The 20,596-nt window shown below is 45.4% G+C and carries 21 protein-coding genes and 1 riboswitch; of the genes, 2 read left to right on the forward strand and 19 right to left on the reverse strand.

Annotation, left to right across the window (positions count from 1 at the left end; translation table 11 throughout):
- Positions 1 to 78: 78 nt before the first annotated feature.
- The 13 genes from AC3AQ9_RS05605 to lipM form a co-directional block, all read right to left on the reverse strand.
- The gene (locus AC3AQ9_RS05605) at positions 79 to 957 is read right to left on the reverse strand and encodes a polyprenyl synthetase family protein (RefSeq protein WP_488306450.1); all 879 of its coding nucleotides are present in this window, start codon (positions 955 to 957) and stop codon (positions 79 to 81) included.
- Entirely contained in the window at positions 954 to 1,190 is a 237-nt protein-coding gene (gene xseB / locus AC3AQ9_RS05610; protein ID WP_300992730.1) for an exodeoxyribonuclease VII small subunit, read from the reverse strand. The genes AC3AQ9_RS05605 and xseB overlap by 4 nt, the downstream gene beginning before the upstream one ends.
- A gap of 1 nt (position 1,191) precedes the next feature.
- Positions 1,192 to 2,544: an exodeoxyribonuclease VII large subunit gene (gene xseA / locus AC3AQ9_RS05615; protein ID WP_488306451.1), complete on the reverse strand. Its 1,353-nt coding sequence runs from the start codon at positions 2,542 to 2,544 to the stop codon at positions 1,192 to 1,194.
- 70 nt (positions 2,545 to 2,614) lie between these two features.
- Positions 2,615 to 3,490, reverse strand: coding sequence for a bifunctional methylenetetrahydrofolate dehydrogenase/methenyltetrahydrofolate cyclohydrolase FolD (gene folD, locus AC3AQ9_RS05620; protein ID WP_488306452.1), 876 nt, complete (start codon positions 3,488 to 3,490; stop codon positions 2,615 to 2,617).
- Positions 3,491 to 3,505: 15 nt separating this feature from the next.
- Positions 3,506 to 3,895, reverse strand: coding sequence for a transcription antitermination factor NusB (gene nusB / locus AC3AQ9_RS05625; protein WP_488306453.1), 390 nt, complete (start codon positions 3,893 to 3,895; stop codon positions 3,506 to 3,508).
- Positions 3,896 to 4,095: 200 nt separating this feature from the next.
- On the reverse strand, positions 4,096 to 4,494 hold the full coding sequence (locus AC3AQ9_RS05630; protein ID WP_488306454.1) for an Asp23/Gls24 family envelope stress response protein: 399 nt from the start codon (positions 4,492 to 4,494) through the stop codon (positions 4,096 to 4,098).
- A 15-nt stretch (positions 4,495 to 4,509) separates the two neighbouring features.
- On the reverse strand, positions 4,510 to 5,859 hold the full coding sequence (gene accC / locus AC3AQ9_RS05635) for an acetyl-CoA carboxylase biotin carboxylase subunit (protein ID WP_488306455.1): 1,350 nt from the start codon (positions 5,857 to 5,859) through the stop codon (positions 4,510 to 4,512).
- Between the two features lie 13 nt (positions 5,860 to 5,872).
- Positions 5,873 to 6,367, reverse strand: coding sequence for an acetyl-CoA carboxylase biotin carboxyl carrier protein (gene accB, locus AC3AQ9_RS05640; protein WP_488306456.1), 495 nt, complete (start codon positions 6,365 to 6,367; stop codon positions 5,873 to 5,875).
- Between the two features lie 247 nt (positions 6,368 to 6,614).
- On the reverse strand, positions 6,615 to 7,175 hold the full coding sequence (gene efp / locus AC3AQ9_RS05645) for an elongation factor P (protein ID WP_488306457.1): 561 nt from the start codon (positions 7,173 to 7,175) through the stop codon (positions 6,615 to 6,617).
- A gap of 17 nt (positions 7,176 to 7,192) precedes the next feature.
- Positions 7,193 to 8,260, reverse strand: a complete 1,068-nt coding sequence (locus tag AC3AQ9_RS05650) for a M24 family metallopeptidase (protein WP_488306458.1) — start codon at positions 8,258 to 8,260, stop codon at positions 7,193 to 7,195.
- Complete coding sequence (gene aroQ, locus AC3AQ9_RS05655) at positions 8,257 to 8,697, reverse strand: type II 3-dehydroquinate dehydratase (protein WP_488306459.1); 441 nt, start codon at positions 8,695 to 8,697, stop codon at positions 8,257 to 8,259. The genes AC3AQ9_RS05650 and aroQ overlap by 4 nt, the downstream gene beginning before the upstream one ends.
- Before the next feature lie 377 nt (positions 8,698 to 9,074).
- Positions 9,075 to 11,636, reverse strand: coding sequence for a vitamin B12-dependent ribonucleotide reductase (locus tag AC3AQ9_RS05660; RefSeq protein ID WP_488306460.1), 2,562 nt, complete (start codon positions 11,634 to 11,636; stop codon positions 9,075 to 9,077).
- A 187-nt stretch (positions 11,637 to 11,823) separates the two neighbouring features.
- Positions 11,824 to 12,681 carry an octanoyltransferase LipM gene (gene lipM, locus AC3AQ9_RS05665; RefSeq protein WP_488306835.1) on the reverse strand — a complete coding sequence of 286 codons (858 nt, stop codon included), beginning with the start codon at positions 12,679 to 12,681 and terminating at the stop codon, positions 11,824 to 11,826.
- Positions 12,682 to 12,762: 81 nt separating this feature from the next.
- On the opposite strand from lipM, the gene AC3AQ9_RS05670 reads away from it, so the two are divergent.
- Both AC3AQ9_RS05670 and AC3AQ9_RS05675 read left to right on the forward strand, forming a co-directional pair.
- Positions 12,763 to 13,146: a rhodanese-like domain-containing protein gene (locus AC3AQ9_RS05670; protein WP_488306461.1), complete on the forward strand. Its 384-nt coding sequence runs from the start codon at positions 12,763 to 12,765 to the stop codon at positions 13,144 to 13,146.
- A 352-nt stretch (positions 13,147 to 13,498) separates the two neighbouring features.
- Complete coding sequence (locus AC3AQ9_RS05675) at positions 13,499 to 14,770, forward strand: AAA family ATPase (RefSeq protein WP_488306462.1); 1,272 nt, start codon at positions 13,499 to 13,501, stop codon at positions 14,768 to 14,770.
- A 64-nt stretch (positions 14,771 to 14,834) separates the two neighbouring features.
- Here the strand turns inward: AC3AQ9_RS05675 and gcvPB are convergent, their stop codons facing one another.
- The 6 genes from gcvPB to AC3AQ9_RS05705 form a co-directional block, all read right to left on the reverse strand.
- Entirely contained in the window at positions 14,835 to 16,298 is a 1,464-nt protein-coding gene (gcvPB, locus tag AC3AQ9_RS05680) for an aminomethyl-transferring glycine dehydrogenase subunit GcvPB (protein WP_488306463.1), read from the reverse strand.
- A complete protein-coding gene (gene gcvPA, locus AC3AQ9_RS05685) occupies positions 16,291 to 17,658 on the reverse strand; it encodes an aminomethyl-transferring glycine dehydrogenase subunit GcvPA (protein WP_488306464.1) in 1,368 nt (455 codons plus the stop codon). The genes gcvPB and gcvPA overlap by 8 nt, the downstream gene beginning before the upstream one ends.
- 27 nt (positions 17,659 to 17,685) lie before the next feature.
- Positions 17,686 to 18,789, reverse strand: a complete 1,104-nt coding sequence (gcvT, locus tag AC3AQ9_RS05690) for a glycine cleavage system aminomethyltransferase GcvT (protein WP_488306836.1) — start codon at positions 18,787 to 18,789, stop codon at positions 17,686 to 17,688.
- Between the two features lie 150 nt (positions 18,790 to 18,939).
- Positions 18,940 to 19,032, reverse strand: a riboswitch (glycine riboswitch).
- A 138-nt stretch (positions 19,033 to 19,170) separates the two neighbouring features.
- Positions 19,171 to 19,686, reverse strand: a complete 516-nt coding sequence (locus tag AC3AQ9_RS05695; RefSeq protein WP_488306465.1) for a shikimate kinase — start codon at positions 19,684 to 19,686, stop codon at positions 19,171 to 19,173.
- A gap of 206 nt (positions 19,687 to 19,892) precedes the next feature.
- Positions 19,893 to 20,330, reverse strand: coding sequence for a competence type IV pilus minor pilin ComGF (gene comGF / locus AC3AQ9_RS05700; RefSeq protein WP_488306466.1), 438 nt, complete (start codon positions 20,328 to 20,330; stop codon positions 19,893 to 19,895).
- Positions 20,318 to 20,581: a hypothetical protein gene (locus tag AC3AQ9_RS05705; protein WP_488306467.1), complete on the reverse strand. Its 264-nt coding sequence runs from the start codon at positions 20,579 to 20,581 to the stop codon at positions 20,318 to 20,320. The genes comGF and AC3AQ9_RS05705 overlap by 13 nt, the downstream gene beginning before the upstream one ends.
- Positions 20,582 to 20,596: the final 15 nt, after the last annotated feature.

Genomic DNA, 20,596 nt, shown 5'->3' on the forward strand with positions numbered 1-20,596 from the left:
TTTTTAAAATTTTTCCATAAAATCGTCTGTTTCTATTATAGCAATCTCTCTCCAATGTACAAATTAGAGAGACGAAATTCAGCTTTTTCTTTTTACGATCAATGCTGTCAACTCATGCAGCAAGGTTTTTTCACCTTCGAGCATTTTAATGGCATCAAGTGCTTCGGACGCATGGTGATCCAGTTTTTCTTTCGCTTTTGGCAAAGTCAAAAGGCTAGGATACGTACTTTTCTCGCTTGTTTCGTCTTTCCCTGCTGTTTTCCCTAACTCCTGGGAAGTTCCTGTGACATCAAGGATATCATCTTGAATCTGGAAAGCGAGGCCAAGATGTTCGCCGAATTTGTTGAGAGCGAGCATTTCTTCTGGAGACGCCTTTCCTAAAATCGCTCCCGCCAGAATGCTGTAAGTCAGCAACGCCCCTGTTTTCAAGCGGTGAACCTGCTCCAGTTCTTCGAGCGATAATTTCTTTTCTTCGCCTTCAATGTCCAGTACTTGGCCGCCGACCATGCCTTCAGCCCCTGCTGCAACACTCATCAAATCAATCAGACGGATTTTATCGTCGCTTGATACATGCTGAAGCCTTGCCACAATGCCGAAGCTGTATGTCAGCAGCGCATCCCCTGCCAGTATGGCAACTGCTTCGCCGAATACTTTATGGTTGGTCGGCATGCCGCGCCGCAAATCGTCATTGTCCATGCTCGGCAAATCGTCATGAACCAGTGAATACGTATGAATCATTTCGATGGCTGCAGCCAATTTCAAAGCTTCGGGATGTTCGCCATTCAATTCATGAAGGACAGCAAGCATCAGAATAGGGCGGATTCTTTTCCCTCCTGCTTGAAGGGAATAATCCATGGAAGCTTTTAATGAGGCCGGAATAGCCAAAGACTGGATCAGATCAGACAATTCTTTTTGGATTAACGGTTCATAATGTGCTTGGAATTGAGTTAAGTTCATTTCGCAGTACCATCCGTTTCTATGTCCACTGACACTTCTTTTCCGTCTTTCATCATCGTCACTAATTGTTTTTCCGCATTTTGCAGTTTATCATGGCAGACCTTTGAAAGTTCCATCCCTTTTTGGTATAAAGTCAGCGCTTCTTCGAGCGGTACATCACCTTGCTCTAATTGACGCACGATTTCTTCAAGTTGTTCCATCGCTTGATTGAACATGATTTCTTTTTCAGCCATTTCATTTGTCTCCTTTGCTCGTTAAAATGCGTTCAGTTACAGTTGCTGACAAGCTTCCATCTTTCATCGCAATCGTCAGCTTTTCCCCTTCTTCAACTTGTGCCACACTTTTTACAACCTGGTCGCCTTTATACGCAATTGTATAGCCACGATCCATGATTTTCAACGGGCTTAAGGCATCAAGTGTCCGCATCGCCGACGATAATTGTTGGGACCGGTTTCTTAACGATTGGCTAATCAGCCCATCGAGGCGCATTTGCAGATGGTCAAGCTCGACAGAAGACTGTTTGATCAAATTTACCGGACTCCGGTTGGCCAGCTGCTTTTCCATATTGGCATGGCGTTCTCTGGAGCGTCTGTAATTTTGGATGACTTCGCGCTGCAAAGACTCAGTAGCCCGTTCGACCCGTTCAATAAACGGCCGGTAAAGGCGGTCAGGATAAGCGAGCGGCATAGAGGAAGTTAAACGGTTTAATGCTGTTTTATCTTTGGTTATCACATTGGAAGCCATGCGGTACATGCCTGTTCGGTAGCTCAGCAAGCGTTCAAGCAGTTCTGTTTTGCTCGGAACGGCAAGCTCCGCTGCTGCTGTCGGTGTAGCGGCTCGCAAATCTGCTACAAAATCAGCGATGGTCGTGTCGGTCTCATGGCCAACAGCTGAAATGATCGGTATCCGGGACTGGAAAATCGCCCGCGCGACCGCTTCCTCGTTGAACGCCCACAAATCTTCGATAGAGCCGCCTCCGCGCCCGACAATCATGACATCGTAATCGGACTTATTGGCGGCTTGGATCGACTGGACGATTGACTGGACTGCCTGGGCCCCTTGCACAAGAGTCGGGTATATGACAATCTTCGCAAGTGGATACCGGCGATGGAGTGTAATGCAAATATCGCGCACTGCTGCTCCCGTTGGTGCTGTTACTACAGCGATTTTACGCGGGAAGCGAGGAAACGGCTTTTTGTGGACAGCATTAAACAGGCCTTCGTTCGCCAGCTTTTCTTTGAGCTGCTCAAAAGCCAAATAATAATCACCGATGCCATCAGCTTGCATCGACTGCGCATACAACTGATATTGTCCGGAAGCTTCGTAAACGGTAACGTCACCACGAATCAGCACCGTCATTCCACTTTCCGGTTTGAATTTCACCGATCGTGCATTCGCTGAAAACATAACGGCTGGCAGTCGGGCTGAATTGTCCTTTAATGTGAAATAAATATGGCCGCTCGTATGAATCTTTACATTCGATAACTCGCCTTTGACGTATACGTCCCGCAAATGTGGATCAGCATCGAATTTCTTTTTTATGTATTTGGTTAACGCTTTTACGGATAAATACGGGTCGGTAGCCAACGTTTCAACCCCAATCTTGAAAATTAAAAAGCTGTCTTTCTTTCGAAAAACAGCCTCTTTTCTACTTATTTTACATGGTTTCTATGTTTTTGTCTTTCAACAAGCCATTTTCAGCCGACTGTACAGTATTCTCCATCAGCATGGCAATCGTCATCGGGCCAACGCCTCCAGGTACCGGCGTCAGGAAAGAAGCTGTTTCCTGGACGTCCGCAAAATCCACGTCGCCGCATAATTTGCCGTTTTCATCGCGGTTCATGCCTACATCGATCACGACGGCTCCCGGCTTGATGAATGTGCGATCGATTAATTTGGCTTTGCCAATGGCAGAAACCAAAATATCCGCCTGTCTCGTGTAAGAGGCCAAGTCGGTTGTTTTGGAGTGGCAGTACGTCACCGTGGCATCTTGCTGCAGCATCAATTGGCCGATCGGTTTTCCGACAATATTGCTGCGCCCTATAACTACCGTGTGTTTTCCAGCAGGATTGATGCCATAATGCTCAAGCAATTTCATGATGCCGTGAGGCGTACAAGGCAAAAAAGCTTCTTTGCCGATCACCATATTGCCGACGGAAACCGGATGGAAACCATCTACATCTTTTGACGGATCGATTGCCAAAATCACTTTAAATTCATCGATTTGTGCGGGCAAAGGAAGCTGCACCAAAATCCCATGGATATTCGGGTCTTTGTTCAAATCATCAATGATTGAAAGCAGCTGTGCTTCTTCCATAGTATCCGGAAATTGATGCAAATCGGAGCGCATTCCCAAAGACTCACAGGTTTTTTTCTTATTTTTGACATATGTATGGGAAGCCGAGTCTTCACCGACTATCACCACGGCCAGTCCGGGGACGATTCCCTGTTCTTTCAGTTTTTCCACTCGCGTCTTTACTTGCTCTTTAATTTTAAGGCTTACTGCTTTCCCGTCAATAGTTTTCGCAGTCATTAAAATTCCTCCAATTTAGTTTGCTAGTTCGTCGGTGAATTTAGACAATACGCCATTCACAAATCGGCTTGACTTGTCATCTCCAAAAGTTTTGCTGAGCTCAATCGCTTCGTTCATAATAACGCTGGCAGGTGCATCTTCCATGAAAGCCAGTTCAAATACGGCCATTCGCAGGATTGTCCGTTCCACTTTCGGCAAACGTTCAAGCGACCAGTTTTCCAGATGCCCTTTCAACTTTTCATCAATTGCTTCCAGATTGGCATGTGTCCCTTCCACAAGCAATTCATAAAAATTATCCCGCTCAAGCCCCATTACATGCTCACTGGCTTCTGCAATGGTCAGCTCAGTTCCATCAACCTGAAATAAGGTTTGGAGCGCCTTTTCGCGTGCTTCATGTCGTTTCATATAATATCCGGTCTCCTTTTCGCACTAATTATCCCTCATTATACAGGTAATACAGGCGAACTTCCATGTTTGAAATGTTTAGATAATTCATGCCGCAAATGTGTTTTTGTCCAAAAATGAGCAGCGCTCCAGCCATTCAGCGCAAAAATAGAAGATACCGCCCGCTAAGCCAAAAAGGCTCAACAGGCGGTATCAGCATTTTACTCTTCCGAATGATGAGGTTCGAAATGGATTCCTGTAATATGGACATTTACTTCCTGTGTCTGAAGAGAAGTCATATTTTCAAGAGTTTGCCGTACTTGTTCTTGGACTTTCAATGCGGTTTGAGGAATGGAAACGCCATAATCCATCACACAATAAACATCAATCATCAATCCTTCTTCCGAAAGATCGGTTTTGACGCCTTTGCCATGAACTTTTTTACCAAGGCGCTCCGCAACGCCGGAAGCGAAATTCCCCTGCATGCTGGCCACTCCTTCGATGTCAGTTGCCGCAATGCTGGCAATGATTTCAAGAACTTCGGGAGCTACTTCGATATTCCCCAAATTCTGCTTGTTGTTGGGCTTCATTTGGACATAGGGTGCTGTTTTTTCTGCCATGGTGTCATTCCTCCCTTAGGATTCTAAAACATCGTACTTCTCAAGGAATTTCGTATTGAAATCCCCTGATTTAAATACTTCATGATCCATCAATTTCAAATGGAACGGAATGGTCGTATGGACGCCTTCAACGACAAATTCATCAAGAGCGCGTTTCATCTTGGCTACCGCCTGTTCTCGCGTGTCCCCAAAAGTGATCAATTTCGCTACCATGGAATCATAGTATGGAGGGATGCTGTACCCTGGATACATAGCAGAATCAACACGTACTCCCATTCCGCCTGGCGGCAAATACATCGTCACTTTTCCGGCAGAAGGCATGAAATTCTTGGCCGGGTTTTCCGCATTGATGCGGCATTCTATCGACCAGCCTTTGAATGTAACGTCTTCTTGCTTGTGGGCCAAAACTTCGCCTGAAGCTACTTTTAATTGCTGTTGAATCAAGTCGATTCCTGTAATCATTTCTGTTACGGGATGTTCAACTTGGATTCGTGTATTCATTTCCATGAAATAAAATTTCTGGTTAACAGCATCAAAAATAAATTCGACGGTCCCTGCACCGCGATAATCCACTGCCAAAGCCGCTTTAACAGCAGCCTCTCCCATTTCTGCACGCAGCTCAGGAGACAATGCCGGAGACGGCGCTTCTTCCACCAATTTCTGCATCCGTCGCTGGATCGAACAATCACGTTCGCCCAAATGGATGGCATTGCCATGGGAATCAGCCAGAACCTGGATTTCAATGTGGCGGAAATCTTCTATGAATTTTTCGATATAAACACCCGGATTGCCAAAAGCCGCCGCAGCTTCTTTTTGGGTCATCCGGAGGCCGGTAATGAAATCTTCACGGTCGCGGGCAACGCGTATTCCTTTTCCTCCGCCTCCAGCTGTTGCTTTAATGATCACTGGAAAACCGATGTCTTCTGCGATTTCAAGGCCTTCTTTTTCGCTTCCGACAATTCCGGTAGAACCTGGAACCACAGGAACCCCTGCTTTGCGCATGGTTTCACGGGCTACATCTTTTGTTCCCATCTTGGAAATCGCATCCGACGTCGGACCGATAAACATAATGTCGCAGGCTTCGCATAGTTCCGCAAAGCTTGCATTTTCAGCTAAGAAACCATATCCCGGATGAATGCCATCACAGTTCGTCAGTTTTGCCACTGAAATGATATTGGAGAAATTCAAATAGCTGTCTTTGGAAAGTTTTGGCCCGATGCAATAAGCTTCGTCAGCCAGTTCTACATGAAGCGCTTCTTTATCTGCTTCGGAATAAACAGCCACTGTTTCAATATCCATTTCTTTGCAGGCACGGATGATCCGGACTGCAATTTCACCGCGGTTTGCGATCAATACTTTTTTCATCGGTTTCCCCTCCTCAGTTAGTTTTCACGAGGAATAGAGGCTGACCATATTCGACAAGCTGACCATCTTTAACGAGAATCTCAGCAATTTCCCCATCCACTTCCGCTTCGATTTCATTGAACAACTTCATCGCTTCTACGATGCAGACCACTTGATCAGCAGAAACTTTTGATCCCTGTTGAACATATGCTGCTTCATCTGGTGACGGCGATTGATAGAACGTGCCGACCATAGGCGACAAGATTTTATGTAGATTTTCATCTTGTGCAGCAGGAATTTCTGGAGTTTCTTCTGAAATCAGTTCTTCTGCTTTGGCTGACGGTGCTGGTGCAGGTGCTGGAGCAGGCTGTACTGCCTGGACTGGTACCGCTGGAGCCTCAACTGCAGGGTTAGTAAATACGTTGTTTTTTTTCAATTTCACTTTAACGCCATCAGCCTCATAGCTGAATTCGTCGATAGATGAGTTATCCACCAGTTTAATAATTTCTCGAATTTCTTGGATTTTCAATTCGCTCTACTCCCCTTTATGTATATCATAGTCATTACTTCATTTTAGACTTTTTCAAATCAATTTGAAATAGCCAGTTGACATTTATAAAAATAGGCCTCTATGAAAGAGGCCACTTTCTTTATCACGCTTTGGCTGTCTCGATGCTTCAGTCTGCCAAGCGGGTAATCAACTAACCGTTTAATTCCAATGTGCAGAATTTCCATACAGCAGGGATAACACCCTCTGTTTAAGCGGAAATTCTTTTTTATTGTGCCCGTGAAACGTATGAAGAATCTGTTGTGTTGATGATCAGCTTGTCGCCTTCATTGATGAAGAATGGCACTTGCACTGTCAATCCCGTTGAAAGCGTAGCCGGTTTTGAACCACCGCTGGCAGTATCGCCTTTGATGCCCGGGTCAGTTGCAACAACTTCAAGCACTACAGTGTTCGGCAATTCAACCCCTAATACTTCTCCTTGGAATTGAATTACTTGAACTTCCATATTTTCCTGAAGGAACTTCAATTCATATTCAATGCTTTTTTCTGGGAGTTCGATTTGATCATAAGTTTCTGTATCCATGAATGCATGTGTATCGCCATTTGCATACAAATACTGCATTTTGCGGTTGTCGATTTGTGCTTTCGCCACTTTTTCACCCGCGCGAAACGTTTTTTCGTTGACGTTTCCTGAACGCAGATTGCGAAGTTTCGTACGGACGAATGCAGCGCCTTTACCTGGCTTTACGTGCTGGAATTCCATTACGCGCCAAATGTCGCCATCCACTTCAATTGTTACACCTGTTTTAAAATCGTTTACTGAAATCATGTTAGTTCCTCCGTTTGTTATAAAATGCGCAGCTCTTTTGTGGAGTGAGTTAATCGTTCATTTCCTGACTCAGTTATCAGTATATCATCTTCGATGCGAACTCCGCCAATTCCCGGAAGATAAATCCCCGGTTCCACTGTTACCGCCATTCCCGGTTCGAGAACAGTCTGCGATTTAAATGATAACCCAGGGGCTTCATGCACTTCAAGTCCGATGCCATGGCCGGTCGAGTGGCCGAAAGCTTCACCGTAGCCTTTTGATTTGATATGATCACGTGCTATGGCATCAGCTTCGATTCCCGTCATGCCCGGCCCGATTTTTTCAACGGCCATTACTTGCGCATCCAGGACGACCTGATAAATCTCTTTCAGCTTGTCTGATGGGTCACCTACGGCTACAGTCCGGGTGATGTCTGAAATATAGCCATTATACAAAGCCCCGTAATCCAGCGTAATGAAATCTCCATGTTCAATTCTTTTGTCTGTGGCCACTCCATGCGGCAAAGCCGAACGTACACCGGAAGCGACAATTATATGAAAAGAAGAAGATGCCGCACCTTGTTTTCTCATGAAAAACTCAAGTTCATTGGAAATTTCCAGTTCTGTCTGGCCGACTTTGATAAATTTGCAAATATGCTCATAGGCATCATCGGCAATTTTAGCGGCCGCTTTTAAAATGCTGATTTCTTCAGGTGTTTTGATCATCCGGATTTTTTCAATGAGGCCGCTTACCGGTTTCAATTCCGCTTCCATCTTCGACTGATAATCCAAATAAGAAGCATATGTCACATAATCCTGTTCAAATGCCAGTGATGTCAAGGACAACTGCTTCGCAATCTCTGCAGCTTCTTCCAATAAACTCGTTTTGGCCTGGACAACTTCAAATTCTTTCACTTGGTTCCCAGCTTGTTCTGTGTAGCGGAAATCTGTCACGAAAAAAGCTTTGTCTTGTGTAACGAGGGCCAGCCCGGCTGATCCTGTAAATTCTGTTATGTAGCGTAGATTGTACTGGCTTGTGATCAGCAATGCTTCGATTTGCTGCTGTTCCATTTCAGTGCGCAATTTTTGAAGTTTCAATGGGGTCATCCTCTCGCTTGTTTTAATAACAGTGCATGCAATGCCAATTTATAGACGTCCTGGCCAAAACCCGTTATCTGTCCAGCTGCTACTGGAGCGATATGGGAGTGGTGGCGGAACTCCTCACGTTTATAAACGTTTGAGATATGTACTTCAATAACAGGCACCTGAATCGAAGCGATGGCATCTCTGAGGGCTACGCTCGTATGGGTAAATGCGCCAGCATTTAAAACAATGCCTTCTGTGCCATCATCAGCAGCCAAGTGGATCCAGTCAATCAGTTCACCTTCGTGGTTCGACTGCATGCACATTAAATTGATGCCGTTCTCCCCGGAAAACTCCATCAATTCCGCTTCTAACTCATCGAGTGTAAAAGTACCGTATGCTTCTTTTTCACGCTTTCCGAGGCGATTCAAGTTTGGGCCATTCAGGCACAATATCTTCATTTCCCCACTCCTCTCAATCACATTCTTCATTATTTTATCACACGGGAAAAATCGGGCAACCATTAAAAGAATAATTGGAATTTCTTCAATTGATTAGCTGTTTTGTTTTTTAAATTCTTTTTCTTTTTATTTTCTTTTTCGTTGTTATTTCCTGGTTCCGGTTTTTGATTTTTTAAAATTACCCTTATGTAGTAATTTACATGTATTAGCTTTTTGCGGCTTTTTGTGTTTTTGAGTTGCGAAAATCAATATGGGATCAAACGGGTTTTGTTTTATTCTTTGCTTTCTCGTGCAATGTTCTATACGCATTGACTTCTCCTCTAAATTATTAAGCATAAAAAAACGCGGCGGCCGGAGCCGTCGCGTTTTTGATTACCTTATAGTCCGCATTTCAATTGAGCGTTGCAATTGGTGCATGTATTGCAGCCACCCATTTCTTCTACGGTTCCTTTTCGGCAGACCGGGCAAGTGTTGCCCACTTCCGAGCCGATTGTTACATTCGTTGAACGCAAATCCTGGATGGTATCAATAAGGACGATCGGGCGTTTCCCTTTGACTTCTGCTTGGTGATTTTCTTCTTCAAACGTGTTTTCTTCCGCTTTCAGCGTCAATACTTGCGAATCACGGCTGCCATCGACATAAACCGTGCCGCCTTTTGCTCCGCCTTTGTACAAGCGTTCGTACACGCCTTCTACTTGTTCTACTGTATAGCCGCGTGGTGCGTTAACTGTTTTGGAGATGGAAGAGTCGATCCAGCGCTGGATGATGCACTGCACATCAGCATGAGCTTCTGGTGCTAAGTCCATTGAAGTCACAAATGCTTTTGGCAGGTTTTCTTCATCCGTATCTGGATTGTTTTTCAGATATTCGCGCACGATATCTGCTTTTACTTCGATAAATTTACCGAGACGGCCGCTGCGGTAATAGGTGAATGAATAATAAGGTTCCAGACCGGTTGAAACGCCGACCATTGTTCCGGTTGACCCTGTCGGTGCCACTGTCAATAAGTGTGAGTTGCGGATGCCGTTTTCCAGGATGCCTTGGCGCACTTCTTCCGGCATGCCTTGCATAAAGCCGGTTTCCGTGAATGCTTTCCGGAGTGCTGATGTTTCTTCTTCTGTATTGCCAACCAGGAACGGGAAGCTTCCGCGTTCCACTGCCAAATCCGTGGACTGCTCGTACGCTGCAATCGCAATCGTCTTGAAGATTTCATCAACCAGCTCATTGCCTTCCGGCGAACCGTATTCTTTATCGCAGTAGATGAGAAGATCGGCAAGGCCCATGACTCCAAGGCCGACACGTCGTTCCCCAAGAGCCTGCACTCGGTTTTCTTCAAGGAAGTAAGGAGTAGCGTCGATGACGTTATCCTGCATCCGGACCCCGACGCGCACAGTTTCTTTCAAGGCTTGGAAATCGACTTGTTTCGTCACCGGGTCTGCGAATCTCGCCAAGTTGACTGCTGCCAAGTTGCAAACGGAATACGGAGCAAGCGGCTGCTCACCGCACGGGTTGGTCGCTACAACTTTTTGTCCATAAGCTTTGGCATTGGTTTTTTCATTGGCATTGTCAATGAAGAAAATGCCGGGCTCAGCGGAATAAGTGGCGCAGACATTGATCAGGTTCCACAGTTCGCGGGCTTTCATTGTCCGGTACGTGCGCACTTTATGGCCCAATTTCTCCCATTCGCGTACATCGCCGATTTGGTGCCATTGTTCGTTGTAGATCGCCATTTCTTCTTTTGAGTAAGATTCCACTGCCGGGAAACGCAGTTCGAAATCGGCGTCTTGTTCGACAGCTTGCATGAAATCATCTGTCAGCGTAACCGAAATATTGGCGCCTGTCAGGAACTCTTCGTTATGGACTGAATAAGTTCCGCCGTCGCGCAGCTTTGTTTCCGCGTCACGCATGATTTTTTCGTTAAAGCCGCCCATTCCGGGAATTGCGCGGTAGTTCAGGATGCCCTGATACATCGCTTCTTCCTGTTCAGTCAAGGGCTTGAATTTCAATTTATCATGCGCCAGTTTTTTGATCGTTTCATCTTGTGAATTTTCAATCAAATAGCGCAAGATGCGCGGGTTCTGCATTTTGGAAATGATAAATTCCGCAATATCCGGATGCCAGTCCGCCAGCATGATCATTTGTGCACCGCGCCGTGAACCCCCTTGTTCAACAAGGTGCGTCAGTTTGGCGATATCGTCAAGCCAGGAAACTGAACCCGATGATTTGCCGTTGACGCCACGTGCCAGCGTGTTGCGTGGACGGAGAGTTGAGCCGTTTGTTCCGACGCCTCCGCCTCGTGACATGATTTCCATCACTTGTTTGCGATGATCCGAAATTCCTTCGCGTGAATCCGCGACAAACGGCATGACATAACAGTTGAAATACGTTACATCTGTATCTGCTCCCGCTCCGTACAAAACTCGTCCTGCTGGAATGAATTTCAGACCGACAAGCTGTTCGTAGAATTTTTGGAACCAGTGCTGGCGTTTCTCCGGAGTTGTTTCCACTGATGCCAGACCGGTTGCATTGCGTTTTGCGATTTGTTCGTAATAAACTTCGAGCGGTTTTTCAATAACATCTAAAGAACGGTTGACGATTCCGCTTTCTTGTTCGCTTTCCTTGTCAATTGCACTGCGATAATCTTCTTCAATCCAGATTTTCGCTGTATTTGCCCCTTTATCGATTGAAACGATAAATCCAAGGCCGCGAGCTGGGAATTTCGGATCTTCCTTAACGGTTAAAACGACGAAATCGCCGGCTTTAAGCGTCTTTTTTTCCGTATCTTTAAAAGAATACCGGTCAATCATTACGAGACGGGATACCCCTTTGTGCGTAATTTTCATATCAGGAGTAATCGCATGAACTTGCGGGAATGCCTTGATATCTTCGTTTAGAGAATTTGGATCAAGCGTGTATTGAGTTTGTGTGACAGAAACCATTTGACAATTCCTCCTTTGTATTATATGGAGTCAAACACTATATATAGTATTATTACAATTCCCATGATACTAGATATTGAAACTTTTTTAAATAACAAAATTTTGCTCAGAATTTTTTACCAATTATAAAACCGATAGAATCAAGCTTTTCAGTGGGCCCGGTTTTGAAAATGAGCCAAAAGGCTCCTTAAGTCCGAAAATTCCATTCATTATTGCCGTACTTTTTATCTTCAACGGCTTTAATATAGTCCAGCTGTTCTTGGGTCAATATGTATGGTTTCAAACTGATGCCTAAAGCTTCCTGAAAACCAGCCTTAAAAGCTTCTATGCATTCTTCAATCGAAACAGGCTGATCTCTTAAAGAATTGATTGCAACCGCTTTTTCAGGAATTTTCTCACGCATCGCCTCTTTTATTTCCGGCTTGCGATACTTGAAAACGGATAGCAGTTTTTCGATATCCAAATCCAGCAGGATGGCTCCATGCTGAAGGATGACTCCTTTTTGGCGGGTTTGTGCACTGCCGGCCACTTTTTTTCCTTCAACGACCATTTCATACCAGCTTGGAGAGTCAAAACAGACAGCGCTTTTCGGTTGCTTTAAATCCGCCCGCTTTTCAGCGGTATCCGGAACCGAAAAATAGGCATCAAGGCCAAGATTCTGAAACCCTTTCAATAAGCCTTCACTAAGCACGCGATATGCTTGTGTAACGGTTTCCGGCATTTCCGGGTAATCTTCACTGACGATGATGCTGTACGTCAATTCGTGCTCATGGAGCACTCCCCTGCCGCCAGTCGGACGCCGGACAAATCCGAGTCCAAGCTCTCCGACTTGATCCATATCGATTTCTTTTTCCACTTTTTGAAAATAGCCGATCGACAAGGTAGCCGGATTCCAGCCATAAAACCGGATTACCGGCGGAATTAGCCCTTCGCTATGCCAATCCAATAATGCCTCGTCCATTGCCATGTTGAATGATGGGCTGTTTCGCCCTGAATTTATAAAGTACCATTCCGTAGTTTTCACAAGATCGCCCCCTAAATCCATTAAATAGTGTAACATTGCCATTGAACAAACGTCACTCCTTCTTTTATAATAAAGAGAGAATAGAAAGGGGCAAGAAGAACATTGGATTTTCTATATATCACCATAGGCGTACTGCTCGTCGTCATTATATTCGGTTTGATTTCTTATTTCCGGATTAAGAAAGCTGTCACAAATCTTACACAAGAACAATTTATCGAAGGGTATCGCAAAGCTCAGCTGATCGATGTCCGGGAGCCAAAAGAATTTGCCGGCGGACATATTTTAGGAGCGCGCAATATTCCTCAGTCGCAATTGCGCCAGCGCTACAAAGAAATCCGTTCCGACAAGCCGGTTTACCTGTATGACCAGAACGGCGCGCGCAGCGGCCGTGTGGCATTGTTCCTGAAGAAAAAAGGCTATACTCAGTTGTACCAGCTGCAAGGCGGGTTCAAACAATGGACCGGAAAAATTAAATCAAAAGGATAATATTAAATAGTCTTTCCATATAGGAGAGACTATTTTTAACTTATTTATGCAGCCGGTATTCCAACGGAGCCGTTCTGCTCCACATACGGCGAGCAAGAACCAACACTAAAAATCTTTTTAAAAGGCGGCGACTCCCGCGATACAGAAACAGCAGCGCCATGTTTTCGAAGCCGGTGGGGAAACTCTCCCGGACCGCCCTCTGGAAACGCCTGCCTTGAGCGCAAAGCATAGTGAAATGGACAGGATAAATAAACTTTCCAGAAACTTCAGCAGCCTAATATAAGTCTTTCCACATCGGAAAGACTTTTTTTCTACCTGATTCAAACTCCATTAAATGAAAAGAGGGACCGATATGAAACCAACGATCTTATTTCCGCATCACCATACAATCCGCGAAACTTTGCCGCATTATGCTGACGTCGCCGCGGTATCTGCACGTATTTTCGATCAGCTTGACGAGCGGTCGCCAGGGGCATGGATGCATATCGATATAACTGAAACCATCACTCAGCTTTATACATACTTGCTTGATATGATGGAGAATGGCCAGTTGGTATATGAAACACTGTCTTTCATATACGAAGCACGTCCGATGGGTAAAATCGGCAATACCTCTGATGATTTGCATAGTGGAAACCTAAAGATCCAAGAGACCTTTGAAAATCGGCTGATCTATTTTCCCAAGCATGAAGTGGCGCTGACGCAATTGCCTTTTTACACCACCTCCGACAATAGCTGGCCTGAATTTCAGTGCTTTGCAAAGTCCATTGAAGGCGCCTTCCAATTTCTCGAAGATACAAATGAAATGCTGCGCCAGACACTGATGAACAACATCACGTTTCTGGTAGACGCTGAAGATGGCGTCAAACGGCGCAATTACGGCGAGATGGCCATCGTTTCCCGGCAAGACGTCATGCTCGAAGAAAGCGTGAAACAAGACATATTCCGTTCCATCGATGAATTTTTCAGAAAAGGCGGCCAGTTTTTCAAAGACTTCGGTGTGCCATTTAAACGCGGCATTTTGCTTTATGGCTCACCGGGCAACGGCAAAACGACGCTGGTCAAGTCCATCACCGGATCCACTGAAGCGCCAGTCGTTTACTGGCAGATTACTGAACACACAAATAGCTACACCGTCCAGGAAGTGTTCGGCATCGTCTCCAGGCTGGCTCCGGCCATTCTTGTCATCGAAGATATCGATTCGATGCCGGAGTTCATGCGCTCTGTGTTCCTCAACACGCTCGACGGCACACAATCGCGCGAAGGCTTGTTTATCATCGGAACGACGAATTATCCAGAACGAATCGACCCCGCATTAATCAATCGTGCAGGGCGTTTTGACCGGGCTTACGAAATTCCTGCGCCGGATAAAAAGCTGCGGAAGCAATATTTGCGGAAGCTTGATGTCAAATCGATTTTCACCGAAGAAGAAATCGACGAAATGGCAAAACTGACAAAAGGCTTATCCATTTCACAGCTCAATGAGCTTTATATGTCCTCTGCCCTCAATTGGCTTTATGAAGGGGATTCAGGATACGAGAAACGTATACGCGAGCTCCAAAAGCAAAACAAACGGACCGAGCAGAACAACTGGGAAGAAACCGATTCGCCTATTGGATTTTAAAACTATTGCCAAAACAAAAAAGCCCGCTTGAAAGTAATTACTTTCAAGCGGGCTTTTCATTATTCTATTCAGCTTTCGTGTAGCGGAGCACTGGCTTACGGGCTGCCTGCGCTTCATCTAGCCGTTTGATAACCGTCGTATGCGGCGCATTCTGGACGATTTCTGGATTGTCTTCCACTTCTTTAGCGATTTGGATCATCGCGTCGATAAACGCATCCAAGGTTTCTTTTGACTCGGTTTCTGTCGGTTCGATCATCATGCCTTCTTCCACATTTAACGGGAAGTAGATCGTCGGCGGATGGTAGCCGAAATCAAGCAGGCGTTTGGCCATATCCAATGTGCGCACGCCGAGTTTCTTCTGGCGGCGGCCGCTCAATACAAATTCGTGTTTGCAATGGCGGTCATACGGTAAGTCGAAATGTGGTGCCAGTCTGCGCATCATGTAATTGGCGTTTAACACAGCATATTCGGTTACAGCTTTTAAGCCGTCCGGCCCCATGGAGCGGATATACGTATAAGCGCGCACATTGATGCCAAAGTTGCCATAGAATGGCTTGACGCGTCCAATGGATTCCGGGCGGTTGTAATCGAATGTCAACCCTTCTTCTGTTTTCACCAAAACCGGTTTCGGCAAGTAAGGAATCAAATCCTTTTTAACGCCTACAGGTCCTGAACCAGGGCCGCCGCCGCCGTGTGGGCCAGTGAAAGTTTTGTGCAAGTTTAAATGCACGACGTCAAAGCCCATGTCTCCAGGGCGCGCTTTCGACATAACTGCGTTCAAGTTGGCGCCATCATAATACAATTTGCCGCCGACTTCGTGGATAATGGCAGCCATTTCAAGAATCTGCTCTTCAAATAAGCCAAGTGTATTTGGATTGGTCAGCATCAAGGCAGCCGTATCTTTTCCGACAACGCGTTTCAAGTCTTCAAGGTCCACTAAGCCATGTTCGTTTGATTTTACTGTCACCGTCTCAAAGCCGGCAACTGTAGCAGAAGCTGGATTTGTGCCGTGTGCAGAATCGGGAACGATGACTTTTGTGCGGTTGAGATCGCCTCTAGACTCGTGGTAGGCACGGATCATCATCAAGCCTGTCCACTCGCCTTGTGCACCGGCAGCTGGTTGAAGTGTCACTTCATCCATGCCCGTGATTTCCTTCAAATGCTCCTGCAAATCGAATAACAGTTCCATTGCGCCTTGGACAGTTGATTCGTCCTGCAGCGGGTGGATATTCGCAAATCCAGGGAACCGCGCAACTGATTCGTTGATTTTCGGGTTGTATTTCATCGTGCAGGAGCCAAGCGGATAAAAACCTGAATCGACCCCGTGGTTACGCTTTGATAAAGCCGTGTAATGGCGCATGATATCCAGTTCCGACACTTCAGGCAGCTCAGCTGCTTTTTCGCGGATCAAGCCTTGTGGCAAGACGTCGTTCAAATCGATTTCCGGAACGTCAAGATCCGGCAGGCTATAGCCGATGCGGCCTTCTTTCGTCATTTCAAAAATGAGCGGTTGATTGTCTTTATGCATGAGTAGCCCCCATTTCCTGCACTGATGCAGCAACTTCCTGCACGAATGCATCGATTTCTTCTTTTGTGCGCTGCTCAGTTACAGCAACAAGCATATGTCCTTCTAATTCTTCGTAACTGCGGCCAAGATCATAGCCGCCGATAATACCTTTTTCAAGCAATCCCGCATTGACTTCTTTGACCGGAGCTTTTGTTTTCACAACGATTTCATTGAAATGAGCACCTTCGAACGCAATGTCAAATCCTGCTTTTTTCAATTGCTGTTTCATGTAATACGTTTTAGTGATGTTTTGTACCGCTATATGCTTTGTGCCGACTTTTCCGAGTGCTGTCATGGCAACAGAGGCAGCCAATGCATTCAACGCTTGGTTTGAACAAATATTAGAAGTCGCTTTATCACGGCGGATATGCTGTTCGCGCGCCTGCAATGTCAATACGAAACCGCGTCGACCGTCTTCATCAACCGTTTCCCCGACTAAACGGCCAGGAACTTTTCTCATCAACTTTTTAGTTACGGCAAAATAACCGCAATGAGGTCCGCCGAAAGCTTCTGCGATTCCGAACGGCTGCGCATCCCCTACTGTGATATCGGCCCCAAGTTCACCTGGAGAAGTCAATGCACCCAGGGACAAAGGATTGGCAGATACCGCAAACAATGCGCCTGCCTCATGGATAACCGGTTCAAAAGAAGCCAGGTCTTCCACTTGTCCAAAGAAGTTCGGATATTGGATCATAACAGCCGCTACATCATCATTGATCATGTTTTTCAATGCTTCAAGATCTGTATGGCCATCTTTCAATGGAATTTCTTCCACTTCGATCGATTGCCCTAAAGCATAGCTGCGGACTACGTCGCGTGATTCCGGATGGACAGCGCGTGACACAAGGATTTTTTTGCGGCGAGTATGCCCCGCAGCTAACATCCCTGCTTCAGCCAATGCCGTTCCACCGTCATACATGGAAGAGTTGGCAAGATCCATTCCAGTCAGTTCACTGATCATCGTCTGGAATTCAAAAATCGCCTGCAATTCTCCTTGGGAAATTTCCGGCTGGTAAGGCGTATAAGCCGTGTAGAATTCAGAACGCGAAATGACATGATCGACAATGATCGGCTTGTAATGGTCGTAAACCCCTGCTCCCAAAAACGAAGCAAAACGGTTTGAATCAGCGTTTTTTGCTGCTAATTGCGCCAATTCCTTTAATAGTGAAGATTCGGATTTGGCCGCTTTGATATTATATTCGCCTTTAAAACGGACTTTTTCAGGAATGTCTGCAAATAATTCATCAATCGACTCGATGCCGATTACGTCCAGCATGTCTTTTTCGTCTTGAGACGTCATGGGTAGATAGCGATGTTTCATGGAATGCGGTCCCCTTTTCAAATAAGATTATTTAGTGCGTTTATAAAACGGCGTTTCAACTATTTTCGCTTTCAGGCGTTTATTGCGGATTTCAATTTCAACTTCTGTTCCAAGTTCAGCAAAATCAGTAGAAACCAGAACCAATCCGATATTCTTCTTAAGAGTCGGTGACTGTGTGCCTGACGTAACTTCCCCGATGTGTTTGCCATCTGCATAAACCGGATAGCCGTGGCGCGGGATGCCTTTATCAATCATTTCGATTCCGACAAGCTTGCGAGGTACTCCGTTTTCTTTCTGGGCGGCCAAAGCTTCCTTCCCGATGAAATCGGACTCTTTCTTCAATTTCACCACGAAATTCAAGCCAGCTTCAAGCGGCGTTATATCTTTAGACAATTCTTGTCCATATAACGCCAGACATGCTTCAAAGCGCAAGGTATCCCGTGCTCCCAGACCACATGGCAAAACGCCGTCTTTTTCGCCTTCGGATAAGATTTTGTCCCAAAGCGCAACTGTAGCTTCCGCGTCCGCGTAAATTTCAAAACCGTCTTCCCCTGTATAACCGGTCCGGGAAACGATGACTGGATACCCGCCGACTGAAACATCCGTTTTAAAGCGGAAAGCTTTGATTTCAGTAAGGTCTTCTTCAGTTAAGCGCTGCAATACCGTTTCAGCCAAAGGTCCTTGAAGAGCTAATAAACCGAATTGATCGGACTGGTTATCAAGCTGGACATCACCAAATGCCGCCTCTTGCATCCATTGGAAATCCTTTTCGATATTAGATGCATTAACAACCAGCATATAGCGCTCATCACTGATTTTATAAACCAGCAAATCATCAACAACGCCGCCATTCTCATAGCACATCGCCGAATATTGGGCTTGGCCGTCTTTGATTTTAGAGACATCATTGGACACCAGATACTGCAAAAACTCCAGGCTTCCAGAACCCGTCACCATGATTTCGCCCATATGCGAAACATCAAAAAGCCCAGCTTTTGTCCGAACTGCTTCATGTTCTTCTTTGATGCTTGAAAATTGCACCGGAAGTTCCCAACCGCCAAAATCGATTGTCTTCCCGCCATACTTCGAGTATGCCTCAAAAAGAGGTGTACGCTGTAATTGCCCTGTCATTTCACTCATTCATTTTCCTCCTCCAATAATCAAATTCCACAAAAAAAGACAGAGATTCCCCTTAAAAAGGGAAATCTCTGTCCTGGAACCTGAAAGTTTACCTTACGGCTTTCCTCTTTGGTAGCTGCACAGCAGCGTTCTCCAGAGATGCGTCCTGCACGAGTCTTTTTGCCTGAGAGATTCATAACATCCTGTTATTTGCTCCTTCGGCGACGCTTTCGCGTTCTCTCCCCGTACAATCATCCGCCCAAATCGAATCATTTGGTCCAAACCGTTATACAGAATAGTATAACTTTGACTATATCCTAACATTGAAAGACTTGAAGCGCAATCAATTTTGTTTTGCGATTACAAATACGAACGATATCGCGGTATCCCTTCTTATCGTTCGCCTTTTAACCGATTCACTTGAAAAGCGGCATATTGTGTGATTTGCCGCAAGGTACGAAATTCCGTTCGGATTGTAATATGGGCAGCAGCTTTATAGTGGCGGTAGCGCGATTTGAACAAGGCTTCTATTTCTTCCCTTGTCGAATTTCTGACAATCGGCCGGTTAACATCTTTGTGGATCCTCCGCCAAATTTCCCTGAAAGGAGCATCTAAAAAGAGCACTAATCCCGTTTCGCGCATGATTTTGCGGTTCACTTCACGCAAAGGCACGCCACCGCCGGTAGAAATGATGCAATTATCATGGCTGTGATTTTTCAAAAACTGAGTTTCCAGGTCTCGAAAATACGCTTCCCCGCATTGCTCAAAAATTTCCGGTATTGTTTTACCGGTCTGCCGGACTATTTCCTTATCCATATCATAAAAGGGCAGTTTCAATAAAAAACTGAGCCTTCTGCCTACCGCACTTTTGCCGCAGCCCATAAATCCGACTAAATATATTCTTTTCATCTTACCACCCAATACTCCCCTACTGCTCAGGCATTTTATTTTGCTCAATTACCATTAGTAGTTGTATCGTAGCATGTCTATGCATATTTTCCAATCCATCATATGTTTTGTATTGGATAGAATAGACAGACAATCCATGGGAAAGCAAGAGCAGAGCCGATAGGAAAAAGACGGCAGAAGTGGGATACAAGGCGCCTTTATCGGACTTAAGGAGGAGTAACCACATATTCAGCCTCCTCAACAATGCCATTTGTAAATTCTGCCCGGACGGAAAGCTTGGACCCTGAGATTTCAAAACGGCATTTCATTACATTGGTCAGCATGATCTCATGTCCTTGCTTGAACTTTTGCTTTCGCACGTAGTATTCGAATGATTCAATATCGTATTCAATGCCCTGTTGAACAATACGGATCCCTCCCCCATTATTAATGGTTTGAATCGAATCAATGCTTGTCAGATATGTTTGCAAATCCACGCTGAACAAATGCCACTCCGCAAGTTTGGCATCTGTTTCTCTTCCGAAAGTCAGCATATAACTGAAAAACAGCACAATAAGCGGTAAAAAAATCATGAGCAGCAGCAATTCAAAAAGTGAATTAAGAAACGCGAACCCTTTGTTATCAAGCCGTTTTATTCGATGCATATCGTTTCATTTGTTTGTTTATAATTTTGATAGCTGACACAAAGCTTGTCAGCCATCTCCCAGCTGTAAGTCACTCCGTTCACACGCCTCTCTCCCTGCAAAATGTTCAGCGAGTGCATTTCTTTCGCACCTTCATGCAAGGTTTCATAAGCGATCAACCGCTCTTTCTTCAAATGCAGAGAATGCTGCAACTGATGCATCATAGGCAGCAACGTGCCGAACAACATAAACAGCATAAACAGGCTCAGCATTGTTTCCGCCCAGGA

This window comes from Planococcus sp. VCh962, assembly GCF_057748275.1.

Coding starts and splice junctions, on each gene's coding strand:
- comGF (WP_488306466.1), bottom strand. CDS start 20,330: ATGCATCGAATAAAACGGCTTGATAACAAAGGGTTCGCGTTTCTTAAT.
- aroQ (WP_488306459.1), bottom strand. CDS start 8,697: ATGAAGATATTGTGCCTGAATGGCCCAAACTTGAATCGCCTCGGAAAG.
- AC3AQ9_RS05605 (WP_488306450.1), bottom strand. CDS start 957: ATGAACTTAACTCAATTCCAAGCACATTATGAACCGTTAATCCAAAAA.
- AC3AQ9_RS05630 (WP_488306454.1), bottom strand. CDS start 4,494: ATGGCAGAAAAAACAGCACCCTATGTCCAAATGAAGCCCAACAACAAG.
- AC3AQ9_RS05705 (WP_488306467.1), bottom strand. CDS start 20,581: ATGCTGAGCCTGTTTATGCTGTTTATGTTGTTCGGCACGTTGCTGCCT.
- nusB (WP_488306453.1), bottom strand. CDS start 3,895: ATGAAACGACATGAAGCACGCGAAAAGGCGCTCCAAACCTTATTTCAG.
- accC (WP_488306455.1), bottom strand. CDS start 5,859: ATGAAAAAAGTATTGATCGCAAACCGCGGTGAAATTGCAGTCCGGATC.
- folD (WP_488306452.1), bottom strand. CDS start 3,490: ATGACTGCGAAAACTATTGACGGGAAAGCAGTAAGCCTTAAAATTAAA.
- gcvT (WP_488306836.1), bottom strand. CDS start 18,789: ATGACAGGGCAATTACAGCGTACACCTCTTTTTGAGGCATACTCGAAG.
- gcvPA (WP_488306464.1), bottom strand. CDS start 17,658: ATGAAACATCGCTATCTACCCATGACGTCTCAAGACGAAAAAGACATG.
- xseB (WP_300992730.1), bottom strand. CDS start 1,190: ATGGCTGAAAAAGAAATCATGTTCAATCAAGCGATGGAACAACTTGAA.
- AC3AQ9_RS05675 (WP_488306462.1), top strand. CDS start 13,499: ATGAAACCAACGATCTTATTTCCGCATCACCATACAATCCGCGAAACT.
- lipM (WP_488306835.1), bottom strand. CDS start 12,681: ATGGATTTAGGGGGCGATCTTGTGAAAACTACGGAATGGTACTTTATA.
- AC3AQ9_RS05650 (WP_488306458.1), bottom strand. CDS start 8,260: ATGACCCCATTGAAACTTCAAAAATTGCGCACTGAAATGGAACAGCAG.
- gcvPB (WP_488306463.1), bottom strand. CDS start 16,298: ATGCATAAAGACAATCAACCGCTCATTTTTGAAATGACGAAAGAAGGC.
- AC3AQ9_RS05660 (WP_488306460.1), bottom strand. CDS start 11,636: ATGGTTTCTGTCACACAAACTCAATACACGCTTGATCCAAATTCTCTA.
- efp (WP_488306457.1), bottom strand. CDS start 7,175: ATGATTTCAGTAAACGATTTTAAAACAGGTGTAACAATTGAAGTGGAT.
- AC3AQ9_RS05695 (WP_488306465.1), bottom strand. CDS start 19,686: ATGAAAAGAATATATTTAGTCGGATTTATGGGCTGCGGCAAAAGTGCG.